Raw genomic sequence first — 15,953 nt, forward strand, 5'->3', positions numbered from 1 at the left:
TGCTTCCGCCGGTGGTGCGAGGGCGGGCAGCATGGTCACCATGACCACCAGCACCGACTCGCTGGCCGCCGAACAACAAGCGGCCGACAGGCTCCTCACCGCTCTGCAGACCCGCGCTGCCTGCGCACCCGTCCGAGATCTCATCGGCCCCGTCGACCTGCCGGCCGCGTACCGCGTCCAGGAACGTCTGACCGCAGGCCGGCTGGCCGACGGCGCCCGCATCGTCGGTCGCAAGATCGGCCTCACCTCGAAGGCAGTCCAGGACCAGATGGGAGTCGACCAGCCCGACTTCGGCGTTCTCTTCGACGACATGGCGTACGCCAGCGGCGACGAAGTGCCGATGGGCAGACTCCTGCAGCCCAAAGCCGAAGCGGAGGTCGCGTTCGTCCTCAAGGAGGACCTCGCCGACGGGCCTCTCGACATCGCCCAGATCCGGGCGGCCGTCGACTACGGCGTCGCCGCGATCGAGGTGTGCGACAGCCGCATAGACGGCTGGGACATCGCCTTCGCCGACACCGTCGCGGACAACGCCTCGTCCGGTGTCTATGTGCTCGGTGCGCACCGCAAGACGCTCGACGAATTCGCGCCGGTCGAGGTCGGCATGCGAATGCTCATCAACGGCGAGGAGGTCTCCGCAGGCGACGGAGCGGCATGCCTCGGCGATCCGCTCAACGCTGTCGCCTGGCTGGCCAAGTCGGCCCGCGACTTCGGCGAACCACTCCGTGCCGGACAGGTGATCCTGTCCGGCGCCCTCGGCCCCATGCGACCGATCGAATCCGGTGACGAGGTGAGGGTCGAGATCTCCGGACTCGGCACCGTCGTCGCGAAGTTCAGCGAAGGAAAGCACTCATGAGTAAGAAGACGAAGGTCGCCATCATCGGGTCCGGCAACATCGGTACCGACCTGATGATCAAGGTGATCCGCACCGCCAAGCACCTCGAGATGGGCGCGATGGTCGGCATCGATCCAGAGTCGGACGGCCTCGCACGCGCCGACCGCATGGGCGTGCCGACCACCAGCAAGGGCGTCGAGGGGCTCGTTGAGCTCCCCGGCTTCGAGGACATCGAGATCATCTTCGACGCGACCTCGGCCAAGGCCCACGAGTACAACGCATCGATCCTCGAGCCGCTCGGCAAACGGCTCGTCGACCTCACGCCCGCCGCGATCGGACCCTACGTCGTCCCGGCAGTCAATATCGACAACCATCTCGACGCGCCCAACGTCAACATGGTGACCTGCGGTGGCCAGGCGACGATCCCGATCGTCGCTGCCGTCTCTCGCGTCGCGCCTGTCGCCTACGCCGAGATCGTCGCGTCCATCGCGTCGAAGTCGGCGGGCCCGGGCACTCGCGCAAACATCGACGAGTTCACCGAAACGACGTCCAGCGCGATCGAGAAGGTCGGCGGAGCGCGCAACGGCAAGGCGATCATCATCCTGAACCCGGCCGAGCCGCCGCTGATCATGCGTGACACGGTGTACGCGCTCGTCGACGCCCCCGATCTCGACACCCAGGAGCAGATCCGCAACTCGGTGGAGAAGATGGTCGCCGACGTGTCGGCCTACGTGCCGGGCTACCGGCTCAAGCAAAAGGTCCAGATCAATCCGATCGCCGAGGGCGCCACCGTCGAGACGCTGATGAAGGAGGAGCCCGAATCGGCTCCCACCCACCAGGTCTCAGTGTTCCTCGAAGTGGAGGGCGCCGCTCACTACCTTCCCGCGTACGCCGGGAACCTCGACATCATGACGTCAGCCGGCCTGCAGTATGCCGAGCGGATCGCCGCGCTCGCGGCCGAGAAGGAGCCAACCGCATGAGTACCCACCAGACCCAGAACCCCGGCGGGACACCGATCTTCGTCCAGGACGTCACCCTGCGCGACGGCATGCACGCCATCCGCCACCAGATCAGCACGGACGACGTCAAACGCATCGTGTCCGCGCTCGACGCGGCAGGCGTCGACGCCATCGAGGTCGCGCACGGCGACGGTCTGTCCGGCGGGTCGGTCAACTACGGTCCCGGATCGAACACCGATTGGGAGTGGATCGAAGCTGCGGCCGGCGTGATCGACAACGCACGACTGACCACACTGCTGCTACCGGGTGTCGGCACCGTCGACGAACTCCAGCGGGCCTGGGACCTCGGAGTCCGGTCGGTCCGCATCGCGACCCACTGCACCGAGGCCGACGTTTCTGCACAGCACATCGCCGCGGCCCGCGAGATCGGCATGGACGTGTCGGGCTTTCTGATGCTCTCGCACATGTCCGAGCCCGAGACGCTCGCGCAGCAGGCCAAGCTGATGGAGTCCTACGGTGCGCACTGCGTGTACGTCACCGACTCGGGCGGCCGCCTGACGATGACGGACGTCGAAGCTCGCATCAAGGCGTACCGTGACGTTCTCGATCCGGCCACCCAGGTCGGCATCCACGCCCACGAGAACCTGTCGCTGTCGGTCGCGAACTCCGTCGTCGCCGTCGAGAACGGTGTGTACCGGGTCGACGCGTCGCTCGCCGGACACGGTGCGGGCGCAGGCAATTGCCCGATCGAGCCGTTCATCGCCGTCGCCAACCTCTCCGGGTTCGAGCATCGGTGCGACCTCAACGCACTGGAAGACGCGGCAGACGACATCGTCCGACCGCTGCAGGACCGCCCGGTCCGCGTCGACCGCGAGACCCTCACCCTCGGCTACGCGGGCGTGTACTCGTCGTTCCTGCGACATGCCGAAGCCGCCGCTCAGCGCTACGAGCTGGATGTGCGCGACATCCTGACCGTCTGTGGCGAGCGTCGGCTCGTCGGCGGTCAGGAGGACATGATCGTCGACATCGCGCTGACCCTCGTCGAGGAGCGCGAAACGGCTCAGGCCGAACCGGCGGGAGTCTGACGTCCCGCCGGTCGGGCTGATCTGTCACAGTAGAACTCGTGATCAGAATCGGCCTGACCGGCGGTATCGGCGCTGGAAAATCGACAGTCGCTCAGACGCTCATCTCCCAGGGTGCCTACCACGTCGACGCGGACAAGATTGCTCGCGAAGTCGTCGACCGCGGCACCCCCGGCCTCGCGCAGCTGGCCGAGGCGTTCGGCGAGGAGATCCTGTCCGCCGACGGCAGCCTGGATCGTCCGGCGCTCGCCGCGAAGGCCTTCGTCAGCGACGAGAACCGGCAGCTCCTCAACTCGATCACCCACCCGTTGATCGGCGCACGCACCCAAGAGCTCACCGACGCGGCCCCCGACGACGCGATCATCCTCCACGACGTCCCCCTGCTGGTGGAAGGGCATATGGCGCCGTTCTACCACCTGGTCGTCGTGGTCCACACCGACGCCGATGTCCGGCTGGACCGACTCGTCGATCTGCGTGGGATGGAAATCAGCGATGCCCGCCAGCGCATTGCGGCACAAGCCACCGACGACCAGCGACGCGCCGTTGCCGACGTCTGGCTCGACAACTCCGGGGCCCCCGAGGTGCTCGCTGCCGCCGCAGTCGCCGTGTGGGACGACCGACTGGCGCCGTTCCGCGACAATGTGTCCGCGGGACGCGCCGTGGCGCCGACGATCGACGACACCGCCGACGACCCGGAATGGGCCGCGCTCAGCGCGCGCGTCGTCAATCGCCTGTGGGCGCTCGTCGGTGCCGGAGCGCACGCTGTCGAACACACCGCGACGACTCTGTCCGACGACAATCCGGCCCGCCCGGTGCTGGACATGACCGTCACCGTCGCCGACCTCGCCGCAGCCAACGCCCTCGCCGCCCCGCTCGCGGCAGGCGGTTTTCCGGCTGTCCAGTCCACCGACCCTGCGCAGCGCCTGCACGGCAGCGCCGACCCCGGCCGCGGCGTCCGAATCCGCGTGGTTCAGCGTTCCGCGACGTAGTAGTCGCGGACCGAGAGGGCGGCGATCGGCGTCCACCGGGGAGGGGGGCCGTCGACGGAATCGACATCGGCGTCTTCGGCCGGGCCGTGGCCCGACTGCATGCCGAGCAGCGTCGACGGTGCATGGTCGACGAGTTCGGCGAGCGAGTAGAGGGCGGCGAGGACGTGGACGCACATTGTCTTCCGCGCCCGACACGAGCAGTCGGCGGCTTCGAGGACTGCGGCCGGGCGTAGCCCTCGCGCGCGCAGCGCCGCGTGGACCGTGTCGTCGGGCTCGGTCCTCGATCCCATCTCCTCGCGGAGCGCCACCACCACAGCGGGCTCCATCGCCGCGATCTCCAGGTGCGCCACTGACGCTTCGCCGCCTCGGTGGATGCGGGCGGCCACCTGTCTGCCGTCGATCTCCAATGTGACCCCCTTGTTCCGCGCGATCCGGCGAGCATTCGGCGCCGAGCCGTTCGGTGCGGTCGCCGTGATGGGTTCGGCGATCCGGACGATGTCCGCGCCCCACGCCGTGAATCCGAAATCTGTTGCCATCGTCGGATCAGTCCTCTCGGTTTCGTCGCAGCACGTCGAGCAGCCTGTCGTCGTCGAGGGTTGCGAGTTCAGTGACGATCGACGAATCGTCCGCGTGCACACCGAGCAACGCCTTACGGCGATGCATCTGATCGATGTGCTCCTCCAACGTCGTCGCAGTCGTCAACGTGGTGACCGTGACGGGGCGGTCCTGGCCGATGCGGTGCACCCGATCGGTGGCCTGCGCTTCGACCGCTGGATTCCACCACCGGTCGAAGTGAACGACGTCGGATGCGCGCGTCAGAGTCAGGCCCGACCCCCCCGCTTTGAGGCTGACTACGAGCGCGCCCGGCCCGTCATCGCCCTGGAAACGGTCGGCGATCCGAGCGCGTTCGTCCGGTGACACGCCACCGTGGAAGAACTCGACGTCGTGGCCGACGACGTCGGACGCCGCGCACGCGAGCAGTTCGCCGGTCCGCCGGTACTGCGTGAACAGGAGGGTTGGGCGCTCGGCCGCGGCATTCGCCGCCAAGATTTCCATCGTGACATCGAGCTTGCCGGATCGACCGGGCTCCCAGGCGGGCGCGGACCCGCCGGGGGCCTCGGAATCAGAGAGGTCTGGATGATTGCAGATCTGCTTGAGCGTGGTGAGCACGGCGAGAAGCTTGCCGTGCCGCGCCAAGCCGGACCCGAACCCGTCGTCCGCGGCGCGCGCGAGGCACGCGTCGTACCGCCGAGCCTGCTCGTCGGTCAGATCGCATACGACGGGGTTGTCGATCTTCGGGGGGAGGGCGGCGGCCGCCCGGTCCTTGGTGCGAGCCAACATCACCGGTGCGACGGCGGCCCGCAGACGTTGCAGGGCACCGTCGTCGCCGGCCGCGACGGCCTTCGTGAATCGACGACGGAACACCGCCTTCACCGGGAACATCGACGGCGTCACGACTCGCAGGATGGCCCACAGATCGTCGAGCGAATTCTCGATCGGCGTGCCGGTCAAGGCGATTCTCGCTGCCGCGTCTAGGCCGCGAGCGGCGCGCGATACCTGGGTCCGTGGATTTTTCAGCGCGTGCGCCTCGTCGAACACGACTGCACCCCATCGAGTTTCGGCGAGCTCCGGCGCCGAAAGCCGTAGTCGGGCGTACGAGATGATGGTGACTCGTTCGGTGAGCGACGGTGCGAAGCGGGCGATCTCGCGGCGCCAGTTGGTAATGAGACTCGTCGGACAGACCACCAGATGACGTCCTCCGTCGAGACTGTCCAGGGCGGCGATCGTCTGCAGCGTTTTGCCCAGGCCCATCTCATCGGCGAGGAGAGCGCCACCGTGGGCCGCGACGGTCCGCAACAGCCACGCGACCCCCGCGACCTGGTATGGCCGCAGCGTCGCGTCGATGCCAGCGAGCGACTCGGTGACGGCGATCGACTCGCGCAGTGCAGTCGTCGCGTAGTCGGCGGACGTCACGGCAGTGGTCGTCGGGTCTGCTTCGGCGTGGGCGGCAATCGGTAGGCGAGGCGATGCGGTCGGGTCGTCGCGCAGAGCCCGCCAGGCGCTGAGCGAATCGGAGGGGCGCGCCCGTGTCGGCAGATCAGCGATGTCGACGAGGTCGCAGCGGACCGGGACGGCGCCCAGTGCCCCGTCTATCGGGACGACCAATGGCAGCGCGGTACTACGGGCCGGATCGTCGGTGCGGTGCGACGACCAGACGGCGAACTGGTGGAGATCGGGGAGATACGTGACTTCGAGACTCAGGGGTCATCCCTCTCATCGAACGCTATGGAGTACAGTGTACGGAGTACTGCCGCAGTGTACACGGCACGCGAAAGGGTTGCCATGACTCCGCAAGAGGAAGCGAAAGCGCTCGTCCGGCTGCTGTGGCGCGCCGAGTCGGAGTCCGCGAGTCCACGAAGGGGGCCGAAGCAACGATTCACGGTCGATGAGGTCGTGACCGAGGCGGTCGCGCTCGCCGACGCGGACGGGCTTGCCGCGGTGACTGTCCGGACGCTCGCGCGGCGCATCGGAATTGGCGCGATGAGCGTCTACACGTACGTGCCGACGCGGGACGTTCTGGTCGCGCTCATGGTCGACGCCGTCGCCGTTGATCGCGGTGTGCCCGCGCCAGGCGCCACTGTCCGCCAGTCGCTGGCGGCGACGGCCCGGGACTTGCGGGCCGAATATCTTGAGCACCCGTGGCTGCTAGAAGTCTCGCAGTGGCGGGATACGCTCGGGCCCGGGCGGCTGCGGCGTTATGAGGCGCAGCTCGCGGCGGTCGACGAACTGCCGGTCGACGACGTCGAACGAGATGCGCTCATCACCCTCGTTGAATCGTTCGCCGCCGGAAGCGCGCGCGCCGCGGTCGGTGCCCGAGTAGCGTCTACCGGCGCGATGACCGACCGGCAGTGGTGGGACGTCGTCGGACCAGAACTAGCCGCGGTGATGCCGGACGGTCGATTCCCGCTCGCAAGTCGGGTCGGAACCGCCGTCGGCGAGCGCTACGGAGCGCCCGGCAGCGGCATTGACGGATTCGAGATGGGTCTGGCAGTGCTGCTCGACGGGATCGAGGGCCGCATTCGCCGGTGACGACCGTACGATCACTCCTGCCAGGTGTAGTCGCCTTGGAGTTCGGCGCATACGCCGAGGGCGCGGGGCGGGTCGGACTTGATCGTCGCGGCGTAGACCTTCTGCGTGGACGAGTCCGTGCAGTTCGGGACCGCCGTCGAGTCGACGCGCTCAGTGACCTTGAAGACGATCGTCATCAGCGACGACTCCTCGGTGCACGACACGGCTTTGAGGCCGAGACCCATAGCGATAGAGTCCTGCTGGTAACAATTGCCCTTCACGAAGTTCGGCATGAGGCAGAGAACGTCGTCACTCGCGCCTGTGCCGTACTCGGTGATCGAGAAGGGGAGGCCTGCGCGCTGGCACGCGTCCTCCGACCCGGCTTTGGATGCGACGACGTACGACAACGCGCTCGTGGTGTCGCAGGCGATGGCCTCAGTAGTGACATTCGACAGTTCACCCGAAGTGACCGAGATGCACGAGCCGGTCGGTGTCGAGTCGACGCTGGTGCCGTCGTCGTTGTTGCGGAACGCGAAGTAAAGAACGGCGGCGGCGATGACGACGACGACGCCGACGACCGCGATGATGATCTGGACGGGCCGATTCGACTGCGGGCTCGGCGGCGGTGTCGGGTAGCCCGGGGTTCCGGGAATCGGCGCGTATCCGCCGACCGGCTGCTGCTGTCCGTACCCAGGCTGCTGCTGTCCATACACCGGCTGCTGTTGTCCGTACGCAGGCTGCTGCTGTCCATAGGCGGGGCCCTGGGCGCCGGCGCTACCGGGCTGGCTGAACGGATTGCCGGGTTGGCTGGTCGGGCCCGGCTGTTGACCGGGCTGGCCTGGTGTCGGCGGTGTCGTCATCGGTGGCTTTCCTGTGCGAACAATAAGAGAACTGCGTCATCTTGCCACAGGATGTTTCGGACTTTTCACCGAGCCCCGGACGCTACGCGGTGTCGAGCCACGTCAGCGGCTCGCCGACCTGTGTGTCGAGCCAGGTTTGCACACTTCCTACGACGGCGGAGCCGATCATCGCTGTCGTCGAGATCTCGACGGCCTTCACACATTCGGCCGTGGTCAGCAGTCCAGCCGTGTGCGCCTGAAATAGCTCGTCCACGTCGATCAATTGGAGTGGCTGATCGGTCTCGTCGATCAGGTCGAGATACCAGTCGACCGCGTGCCAACGGCCGTCGGAGTCGGGTCCGCTGAACTCACCGACGTCCACGTACAGCCGTTGATTGGGACGGTAGCCGTCGACGAAGTGGAAGATGTTGGCGCGCAATCCGAGTGCGGGCAGGAGCCAGACCTCAAGATGGGTGAACCGCGGATGATCGGCGGTGCGCGACATGTACAGCCCGTACGAGGTTTCCCGGTACTCCAAGACTGGTCGGAGAAATCCCTTGTTGTCGGTGTTCGTCATCGCGGGGACGTCGAACACCTCCACCTTCGGCGGATGGATGTGAGCGTCAACGGCGTCGGATGAACTCATGAACCGACCATAGCGGCCGCCTCCGACTTCGCGGCTGCGTCTGTGAACTCGCCGAGCACTGTCGGAACTGGCGTCTACCGTGGGGGCCATGACGAACTCCTCGGCTCCCTCGCGCCCGCCGACCGGACCGAGCGTCAGCGCGATCACGCTCGGTGTCCGGGATGTCGCGGTGTCCGTGGCCTTCTACACCGCCGGGCTCGGCTTCGCGCTGCTCAACCGTGTCGCGGACGAGATCGCCTTCGTGCAGGCGGGACACGGCCTGATGATCGCGTTGTGGGACGTCGAGCAGATGCCGTCCGAGTACGGCGACGTCGGGCACGGCCGACTAGCACCACCGGTGTCCCTCGGTCACAACGTGGCGGCGGCCGTCGATGTCGCGGCTTGGCATCGTCGTGCGGTGGATGCGGGAGCCGTGTCGATCACCGAACCGACCGAGCAGCCGTGGGGTGGCGTGAGCGCATGCGTCGCGGACCCGGACGGGTTTCGGTGGGACTTCGTGTACAACCCGGCGTTCGGCGTGGCTGACAATGGTGAGGTGACCGGAGTCTGAGCGTCATGCTCGGCGAACGTCGATGCCGTCCGCACCCGAGGATCGGCGGAATGTCGGTGGCGGTGTCTACCCTTGTGGCATGGCATTCCCTGCGGAGAAACCGGTCATCGCGCATTCGGAGTTCAGGCCGGTCGGTGAGATCGAACGGACCGACCGCCAGTTTGAGGTCGTCAGTGAGTACGAGCCCGCAGGTGACCAGCCCACGGCGATCGCCGACCTCGAACGGCGTCTCGCGGCGGGGGAGAAGGACGTCGTCCTCCTTGGCGCGACGGGAACCGGTAAGTCGGCGACTACGGCGTGGTTGATCGAACAAGTGCAGCGGCCGACACTCGTGATGGCACCGAACAAGACGCTCGCTGCGCAGTTGGCGAACGAACTCCGCGAGATGCTGCCGAACAACGCAGTCGAGTACTTCGTGTCGTATTACGACTACTACCAACCCGAGGCGTACATCGCGCAGACCGACACCTATATCGAGAAAGACAGCTCGGTCAACGACGACGTCGAACGGCTTCGGCACTCGGCGACCTCGAATCTGCTCTCTCGCCGCGACGTCGTCGTCGTCGCATCTGTGTCGTGCATCTACGGTCTCGGTACGCCGCAGTCGTACCTCGACCGATCGATAGAACTCGGTGTCGGCGAGACGATCGACCGCGACGCGTTGCTCCGGCTCCTCGTCGACGTGCAGTACACGCGGAACGACATGTCGTTCACCCGTGGCGGATTCCGCGTGCGCGGAGACACCGTCGAGATCATCCCGTCGTACGAGGAGTTGGCGGTCCGGATCGAGTTCTTCGGTGACGAGATCGAATCCCTCTACTATCTGCACCCGCTCACCGGGGACGTCGTCCGCCAGGTCGATGCCTTGCGTATCTTTCCGGCCACGCACTATGTGGCCGGACCTGAGCGCATGGAAAAGGCGATGTCGAGTATCGAAGCCGAACTCGAGGAGCGGTTGGCCGATCTGGAGTCGAAAGGCAAACTCCTGGAGGCACAGCGTTTACGAATGCGAACCACCTACGACCTGGAGATGATGCGACAAGTCGGGTTCTGCTCGGGGATCGAGAACTATTCGCGACACATCGACGGACGTGGTCCGGGGACTGCACCCGCTACCCTGATCGACTACTTCCCCGACGACTTCCTCCTCGTCATCGACGAATCCCACGTCACAGTCCCGCAGATCGGCGCCATGTACGAGGGCGACATGTCGCGTAAACGAAACCTCGTTGAGTTCGGTTTCCGCCTGCCGTCGGCTGTCGACAACCGGCCCCTCACGTGGGACGAGTTCGTCGACCGGATCGGGCAGACCGTTTACCTGTCGGCGACCCCCGGCACATACGAGCTCGGACAGTCCGGCGGCGAATTCGTCGAGCAGGTGATTCGTCCCACTGGACTCCTCGATCCCGAGATCGTCGTCAAACCCACCAAGGGGCAGATCGACGACCTAGTCCACGAGATCCGCCAGCGCACTGACCGCGACGAGCGCGTTCTGGTCACCACACTCACCAAGAAGATGTCCGAAGACCTCACCGACTATCTCCTCGAACTTGGGATCAGAGTGCGGTATCTGCATTCGGAGGTCGACACGTTGCGCCGCGTGGAACTCCTGCGGCAACTACGAACCGGAGAGTACGACGTCCTCGTCGGCATCAACCTCCTCCGCGAAGGCCTCGACCTTCCCGAGGTGTCGCTCGTCGCGATTCTCGACGCCGACAAGGAAGGATTCCTGCGGAGCACCACATCGCTGATTCAGACGGTCGGTCGCGCGGCACGAAATGTGTCCGGACAGGTCCACATGTATGCGGACAAGATCACCGATTCTATGCAGAACGCGATCGACGAGACCGAGCGTCGTCGCGCCAAGCAGATCGCGTACAACAAGGAGAGAGGGGTCGACCCGCAGCCATTGCGGAAGAAGATCGCCGACATTCTCGACAAGGTGTACGCCGAGGCTGAGGACACCGTCGAGATCGGGGGTTCCGGTCGCAACTCCAGTCGTGGTCGCCGCGCGCAAGGTGAGGTGTCCAAGGCGGTCAGCGCAGGTGTGTACGAGCAGCGAGACACCTCATCGATGCCGCGCGCCGAACTCGCGGATCTGGTGCACGAACTGACCGACCAGATGATGAATGCGGCACGTGACTTGCAGTTCGAACTCGCCGGACGACTCCGAGACGAGATCGCGGACCTGAAGAAGGAACTGCGCGGAATGGATGCCGCAGGGATCAAGTGATGGCGCTTTCATCGTCGTATCCGTTGATTCCTCGACGACAGTGCATACGAAGTAGGAGAGTTTCTGGGTTACGACAGGGTATGTTCGGTGTCGGAAAAGGATTCGTCTGGACTTTCACCACGGCGAAACCCCTGTGACATCACTGGAGGGAATTCACACATGAGCGGATACTCGACGATCGTGGTCGGCACCGATGGGTCGGAATCTTCGCTGAAGGCCGTCGAACGCGCTGGTGCGGTCGCAGGCGATGCGACTGTCGTCATCGCATGCGCGTACTTTCCGAATGACGGGAAGTCGGCGTCCGGAGCTTCCGACGCTCTGCGCGACGAGGCGTACCAGGTGATGGGGTCATCGCCGACTGAAGAGATCTTGCGGACCGCGAAAGAACGTGCGGTCCAAGCCGGTGCGACGACAGTCGTGCAGCGCGCCGTCCAGGGTGCACCCGTCGACGCGCTGCTCCAATTGCTTGTCGACGTGCAGGCCGACCTGCTGGTCGTCGGCAACCGTGGCCTGAACTCGATCGCTGGCCGACTCCTCGGTTCGGTCCCGGCGGACGTCGCCCGCAAAGCGGCCTGCGACGTCCTGATCGTTCACACCACGTAATTCACTTCACACCACGTAGTTCACTTCACGACATAGTTCACTGCGCCTTCGGTGCCTCGACTCCGCTCAGCGAGCGGGGTCGAGGCATGTCTGCGAGGTCAGGCGGCAGCGACCGTGCGTGCACGACGACGAGTCGTTGCGTTGCGCGCGTCAGCGCCACGTAGAGATCGTTGTAGCCGCGTGGCGATTCGGCGACGAGATCGGCCGGTTCGGCGAGAATCACCGAATCGAATTCGAGGCCTTTGGCCGCGGTGATGGCGTGGACTGAGACGTCCGCCCCGAGGTCGGCGAGTCCTGAGCGGATCTCGTCGGCGGTCCCGTCCGACGCGATCACCGTCGTCAGTCCGGTCCAGTCGTTGGCTGAGACGAGGTTCGCGATGGTCGCCGCGATGTCGTCGCCGGATACGGCGTACGGGTCGATTCCGTTGGACCGCAACGAAGTCGGCGCCTCCAGGTCGGGGTCGATCCATGCGAGCACTCGGTTCGCGTACCACGTGATCTCCGACGGAGTCCGATAGTTGACGGTCAGCTCGTGTAGCCGCCACCGATTGGCGACATACGGTTCGAACACAGCGCGCCATGACGTGCTTCCGGCGGCGTCGCCGGTCTGGGCGGTGTCGCCGATGACAGTCATCCACCGATTCGGGATGCGCCGCATCACCATCCGCCACGCCATCGACGAGAGCTCCTGAGCCTCGTCGACGATGACGTGACCGAAGGTCCATGTCCGATCCTCGTAGGCGCGTTCGGCGGTCGTCCGACGTTCGGCGTGCACCTGTCGTTCCGCTAGCTGCTCGGCATCGATCAGGTCGTACGCCATCAGGATCTCGGGGTCGAGATCGTCTTCTAGATCCTGTGGGGCCGAGCCGGTGAGAATGTCGAGCGCGTCCTGCGCCTCGGACAGTTTCTGGCGCCAGCGGGCGCGATTGATCCGGTCGGCCTCGTCGGTTCGGTAGCCGATGAGTTCGGCTAGCTCGTCGAGCAGGGGAACATCGCCGGGCGCTAGGTCGGAGTCGTTAGCGAGCGGTCGCGCGCGTCGATGGAGAGCATCGCGCTCGGCGTCGGTCCACCCGCGAGTCGCCTTCCTCAGGAAAGCCGGATCGTCGTAGAGGTCGCGCAGCACGCCCTGCGGAGTGAGAGTCGGCCAGTACTCGGTCACGGCGGCGACGACGTGCGGGTCGGCTTCAAGCTCGGCACGGATGTCTTCGAGGTCGGCGGCCGTCAACAGTTGCGAGCCGTCGAGTTCACTTGCGCCGATGCGGCGGGCATGGACGTCTGCGAGCTCGTCGAGCGCGGAGCGCACGAATGCAGGCTGCGCGAGATTGTGCGCTCGGCGGGTCGACCGCGCGTCGGCCCGCGCCCTCTTGACGACTTCGGTGTCGATAGGCAGGTCGTAGCCGTCGAACCGGACGACGACACCCGTCCCGGGCAGGGACTGGCGTGTGCGCACGGCCGCGCGCAGAACGTTCAGCATCCTCTGGTCACCCTTGAGTGCGGTCGCCTCACGGGAATCGTGTCCACGAGCGGTGACATCTGGGAACAGGTCGCCGACCGTCGACAACAACACGCCGGTCTCGCCGAGAGACGGCAGCACCTGGCCGATGTACCGCAAGAAGTCCTCGTTGGGGCCGAGAATGAGCACGCCGCTGCGCGAGAGTAGGTCGCGGTGCGTGTACAGGAGATATGCCGCCCGGTGGAGGGCGACGGCGGTCTTACCGGTGCCCGGCCCGCCCTGGACGACGACCACCCCGCGGTGCGTTGACCGGATGATCTCGTCCTGCTCACGCTGAATGGTCTCGACGATGTCGGTCATCTCGCCGGTACGCGCGGCGTTCAGCGCGTCGACGAGCGCGGACTCGTTGACTACGTTGGCGCCCGCCGCGCCGTCGTCGATGCTCCCCGACCGCAGGTTCTCGTCGGAGACGCTCCGGACCGCGCGCGAGCGCGTCCGGATGTGGCGTCGACGTTCGACGTCCTCGGCGGCGGCGGGGGTCGCCAGATAGAACGGTCGGGCCAACGGAGCACGCCAGTCGAGTAGGAGAGTGGTGTCACGCTCGTCGTCGTCGAGGATGCCGATACGGCCGATCCGGCGGACCACGTCGTCAGCCGAGTCGGAGGCCATGTCTAGGCGACCGAAGTACAGATTGTGTTCGGCCGCATCGATCTTGGTCAGGTCATCGCTGTACATGCGCTCGTACGATTCACGCTCGGACAGCGCCTGCGGGGTTCCTGCGGATTCGCGAAGCGTCTCGCTCAGGCGACGACGGGTGGTCGCGCGCATGCGGTCGAGACGCGCATACACGGCATCGAGATGCACCTGCTCGTCGACCAGACGTGCGTCTGGGGCAGGGTTTTCGGAACTATCGGGGTTCAGCGCGCTCACAGTCGTTCCATATTACCGACGTTTACCAGGTGGTCTCAGATTCGACTGTGAGCGCGCCGTCTCACCGCTCAGCCGGCGATGGACCGGCGCCACTTCGCCGCGCGCCGAGCAACCTTCTCGCCCGACTGTTCGGCGACTTCCCGTGCGCGTGCCGCGACCTCCGGAGCACGCTCGCTCACCTCACCCGCGAACTCCTCGGCGTGGCCGCGGACGGCGTCGACGACGCGCGGTGCGCGGTCGGCGACCGTGTCCGCGACGTCGTGCGCCTGGGACCTGGCGACATCGGCTACGTGAGAGGCACGAGAGGCCACTGCGTCCAGCGGCAGGCGGTCTGACACGTCGTGCGCCCAATGCTCGGCGCGCTCGGCGGCGCTGTCCCAGGCGTGTGCGGATTCCGATCGTGTGGGCAGGGCTTCGACGACGCTGTCGCGCGCATGGTCGAATCGGCGCCGTCCGCGCCAGCCGAGAGACGGCTTGCCTTCGGTGTCGGCCGAGGCGATAAGCACGCCGCCGAGCAGGCCTACATTCTTGACGAAGTCGGACTGTTTGGCGCTTCTGCGGACGGGATCGCTCTCGTTCCAGAAGTCGCTCGCGAACACAGTGGTCGGGATGAGCGTGCCCGCCAGGACCGTCGACGCAACCCGCGGCGCCTTACCTGTTGCGAGAGCGATGCCTGCGCCGATCTGAACGACACCCGTCACTCGGATGACGTTCTCGGTATCGGCCGGGACCGATTCCAGGAGTGGCTCCGCGGTGCGAGCGGGACCGGACGGCTTGCGTACTGCATCTACGCCTGACGCGATGAAGGCCGCGCCCAGCAGTGGGCGGGCGATTCGTCGGAGAATCATGGGACCTGCCTTTGGTCTCGTCGAGTTGAAAGACACCGCGTCCGATGCGGTGATCACTGGTCGTACGACCACCGATCCGAACGCGCCGTCTTCTTTGACGGTACCGATCCGATGTGATCTGTCGATACGAATCACCAACCGCGGGCACGCCACTCAGGCAGATTCGGCCGTTCGGCCGCAATCGACGTATCGATGCCATGACCGGGGTAGACGGCGGTGTCGTCGCCGTAGCGCTCGAACAGTTTGGTGTCGACATTGTTGAGGAGAATCTCGAAGTCGCCAGGCTCCCACGTCTTTCCGACACCGCCTGGGAACAGGGAGTCGCCGGTGAACAGGTGGACGCGGCCGGAGTGCTCGGTGAGGGCGAGCGTCACCGACCCGCGGGTGTGGCCGACGATACCGATCACGTCCAGTGTTAAATCGCCGACGACCACTGTGTCGCCGTCGGCGAGGAGTCGGTCGGCCGGTACGGGGAGTGCCTCGGCGTCGTCCGTCCCGACAGCGTGCGGCACGCTTAGTCCGGTGCGGACCTCGTCGAGTGCCTGCCAGTGGTCGGGGTGGCCGTGCGTGGTGACGATCTGTCTGATCGTGCCGGGAATCTGCTCGGCGAGCGACAGCAGGACGCCTGCGTCGTTGGCGGCGTCGATCAGCAGCGCTTCACCGGTTGCCTTGTCGGTGATCACGTAGGCGTTGTTGTCCATCGGCCCGACCGAAATCTTCACGATGGTCGCGTTGTCGAGGTCACGTCGCTGCGCCTTGTTCTTCTGCGCCTTGTTCTTTTGGTGGTCGCTGCCGGGGGATACGTTGCCGGTGTATTGGTCGGAGACGGTGATCTGCGAGGTCATCTCTCCAGGCTAACTGTTGTCTGCGACACCCTCGGGCCGTCGTCGTGGTCACTTCGAACCGCGAATTGTCGGAGG

The 15,953-nt window shown here is 66.0% G+C and carries 15 protein-coding genes; 8 read left to right on the top strand and 7 right to left on the bottom strand.

The window, feature by feature from the left end; translation table 11 throughout:
- Positions 1 to 40: 40 nt before the first annotated feature.
- Genes MP11Mi_RS14660 through coaE form a run of 4 tightly spaced genes read left to right on the top strand, consistent with a single transcriptional unit; the run spans position 41 to position 3,862 of the window.
- A complete protein-coding gene (locus MP11Mi_RS14660; protein WP_236998422.1) occupies positions 41 to 853 on the top strand; it encodes a 2-keto-4-pentenoate hydratase in 813 nt (270 codons plus the stop codon).
- Entirely contained in the window at positions 850 to 1,812 is a 963-nt protein-coding gene (locus MP11Mi_RS14665) for an acetaldehyde dehydrogenase (acetylating) (RefSeq protein ID WP_236998421.1), read from the top strand. Before MP11Mi_RS14660 ends, MP11Mi_RS14665 begins: the two co-directional genes overlap by 4 nt.
- Positions 1,809 to 2,876 carry a 4-hydroxy-2-oxovalerate aldolase gene (dmpG, locus tag MP11Mi_RS14670; RefSeq protein ID WP_420039626.1) on the top strand — a complete coding sequence of 356 codons (1,068 nt, stop codon included), beginning with the start codon at positions 1,809 to 1,811 and terminating at the stop codon, positions 2,874 to 2,876. The genes MP11Mi_RS14665 and dmpG overlap by 4 nt, the downstream gene beginning before the upstream one ends.
- 38 nt (positions 2,877 to 2,914) lie before the next feature.
- Entirely contained in the window at positions 2,915 to 3,862 is a 948-nt protein-coding gene (gene coaE / locus MP11Mi_RS14675) for a dephospho-CoA kinase (protein WP_420039627.1), read from the top strand.
- Here the strand turns inward: coaE and MP11Mi_RS14680 are convergent.
- Positions 3,844 to 4,398: an SWIM zinc finger family protein gene (locus MP11Mi_RS14680; RefSeq protein WP_420039628.1), complete on the bottom strand. Its 555-nt coding sequence runs from the start codon at positions 4,396 to 4,398 to the stop codon at positions 3,844 to 3,846. The genes coaE and MP11Mi_RS14680 overlap by 19 nt on opposite strands.
- Before the next feature lie 7 nt (positions 4,399 to 4,405).
- Positions 4,406 to 6,028 carry a DEAD/DEAH box helicase gene (locus tag MP11Mi_RS14685; RefSeq protein WP_420039629.1) on the bottom strand — a complete coding sequence of 541 codons (1,623 nt, stop codon included), beginning with the start codon at positions 6,026 to 6,028 and terminating at the stop codon, positions 4,406 to 4,408.
- Between the two features lie 177 nt (positions 6,029 to 6,205).
- On the opposite strand from MP11Mi_RS14685, the gene MP11Mi_RS14690 reads away from it, so the two are divergent.
- On the top strand, positions 6,206 to 6,952 hold the full coding sequence (locus MP11Mi_RS14690; RefSeq protein WP_420039630.1) for a TetR/AcrR family transcriptional regulator C-terminal domain-containing protein: 747 nt from the start codon (positions 6,206 to 6,208) through the stop codon (positions 6,950 to 6,952).
- Between the two features lie 11 nt (positions 6,953 to 6,963).
- Here MP11Mi_RS14690 and MP11Mi_RS14695 read toward each other — a convergent pair whose 3' ends face one another.
- Together MP11Mi_RS14695 and MP11Mi_RS14700 are read right to left on the bottom strand one after the other, a co-directional pair.
- On the bottom strand, positions 6,964 to 7,791 hold the full coding sequence (locus MP11Mi_RS14695; RefSeq protein WP_420039631.1) for an LppU/SCO3897 family protein: 828 nt from the start codon (positions 7,789 to 7,791) through the stop codon (positions 6,964 to 6,966).
- An 82-nt stretch (positions 7,792 to 7,873) separates the two neighbouring features.
- Complete coding sequence (locus MP11Mi_RS14700; protein ID WP_420039632.1) at positions 7,874 to 8,416, bottom strand: ribonuclease FAU-1 family protein; 543 nt, start codon at positions 8,414 to 8,416, stop codon at positions 7,874 to 7,876.
- 88 nt (positions 8,417 to 8,504) lie between these two features.
- Here MP11Mi_RS14700 and MP11Mi_RS14705 point away from each other — a divergent pair, with 88 nt between their 5' ends.
- The 3 genes from MP11Mi_RS14705 to MP11Mi_RS14715 all read left to right on the top strand — a co-directional run bounded on the left by MP11Mi_RS14705 (position 8,505) and on the right by MP11Mi_RS14715 (position 11,802).
- On the top strand, positions 8,505 to 8,966 hold the full coding sequence (locus MP11Mi_RS14705) for a VOC family protein (RefSeq protein ID WP_420039633.1): 462 nt from the start codon (positions 8,505 to 8,507) through the stop codon (positions 8,964 to 8,966).
- A gap of 79 nt (positions 8,967 to 9,045) precedes the next feature.
- Positions 9,046 to 11,199: an excinuclease ABC subunit UvrB gene (gene uvrB, locus MP11Mi_RS14710; protein ID WP_420039634.1), complete on the top strand. Its 2,154-nt coding sequence runs from the start codon at positions 9,046 to 9,048 to the stop codon at positions 11,197 to 11,199.
- 159 nt (positions 11,200 to 11,358) lie between these two features.
- Entirely contained in the window at positions 11,359 to 11,802 is a 444-nt protein-coding gene (locus MP11Mi_RS14715) for a universal stress protein (protein ID WP_420039635.1), read from the top strand.
- Between the two features lie 37 nt (positions 11,803 to 11,839).
- Here MP11Mi_RS14715 and MP11Mi_RS14720 read toward each other — a convergent pair whose 3' ends face one another.
- The 3 genes from MP11Mi_RS14720 to MP11Mi_RS14730 all read right to left on the bottom strand — a co-directional run bounded on the left by MP11Mi_RS14720 (position 11,840) and on the right by MP11Mi_RS14730 (position 15,878).
- Positions 11,840 to 14,185, bottom strand: a complete 2,346-nt coding sequence (locus MP11Mi_RS14720) for an ATP-binding domain-containing protein (RefSeq protein WP_420039636.1) — start codon at positions 14,183 to 14,185, stop codon at positions 11,840 to 11,842.
- A gap of 68 nt (positions 14,186 to 14,253) precedes the next feature.
- Entirely contained in the window at positions 14,254 to 15,033 is a 780-nt protein-coding gene (locus MP11Mi_RS14725; RefSeq protein WP_420039637.1) for a DoxX family membrane protein, read from the bottom strand.
- Positions 15,034 to 15,164: 131 nt separating this feature from the next.
- Entirely contained in the window at positions 15,165 to 15,878 is a 714-nt protein-coding gene (locus tag MP11Mi_RS14730; RefSeq protein ID WP_420039638.1) for an MBL fold metallo-hydrolase, read from the bottom strand.
- Positions 15,879 to 15,953: the final 75 nt, after the last annotated feature.

This window comes from Gordonia abscondita, from assembly GCF_032711245.1.
GTDB lineage: Bacteria > Actinomycetota > Actinomycetes > Mycobacteriales > Mycobacteriaceae > Gordonia.

Excerpts from the sequence above, each read along its gene's own strand:
- dmpG (WP_420039626.1), top strand. The coding sequence starts at position 1,809 with ATGAGTACCCACCAGACCCAGAACCCCGGCGGGACACCGATCTTCGTC.
- uvrB (WP_420039634.1), top strand. The coding sequence starts at position 9,046 with ATGGCATTCCCTGCGGAGAAACCGGTCATCGCGCATTCGGAGTTCAGG.
- MP11Mi_RS14705 (WP_420039633.1), top strand. The coding sequence starts at position 8,505 with ATGACGAACTCCTCGGCTCCCTCGCGCCCGCCGACCGGACCGAGCGTC.
- MP11Mi_RS14715 (WP_420039635.1), top strand. The coding sequence starts at position 11,359 with ATGAGCGGATACTCGACGATCGTGGTCGGCACCGATGGGTCGGAATCT.
- MP11Mi_RS14680 (WP_420039628.1), bottom strand. The coding sequence starts at position 4,398 with ATGGCAACAGATTTCGGATTCACGGCGTGGGGCGCGGACATCGTCCGG.
- MP11Mi_RS14665 (WP_236998421.1), top strand. The coding sequence starts at position 850 with ATGAGTAAGAAGACGAAGGTCGCCATCATCGGGTCCGGCAACATCGGT.
- MP11Mi_RS14695 (WP_420039631.1), bottom strand. The coding sequence starts at position 7,791 with ATGACGACACCGCCGACACCAGGCCAGCCCGGTCAACAGCCGGGCCCG.
- MP11Mi_RS14725 (WP_420039637.1), bottom strand. The coding sequence starts at position 15,033 with ATGATTCTCCGACGAATCGCCCGCCCACTGCTGGGCGCGGCCTTCATC.
- MP11Mi_RS14700 (WP_420039632.1), bottom strand. The coding sequence starts at position 8,416 with ATGAGTTCATCCGACGCCGTTGACGCTCACATCCATCCGCCGAAGGTG.
- MP11Mi_RS14730 (WP_420039638.1), bottom strand. The coding sequence starts at position 15,878 with ATGACCTCGCAGATCACCGTCTCCGACCAATACACCGGCAACGTATCC.
- MP11Mi_RS14660 (WP_236998422.1), top strand. The coding sequence starts at position 41 with ATGACCACCAGCACCGACTCGCTGGCCGCCGAACAACAAGCGGCCGAC.
- MP11Mi_RS14690 (WP_420039630.1), top strand. The coding sequence starts at position 6,206 with ATGACTCCGCAAGAGGAAGCGAAAGCGCTCGTCCGGCTGCTGTGGCGC.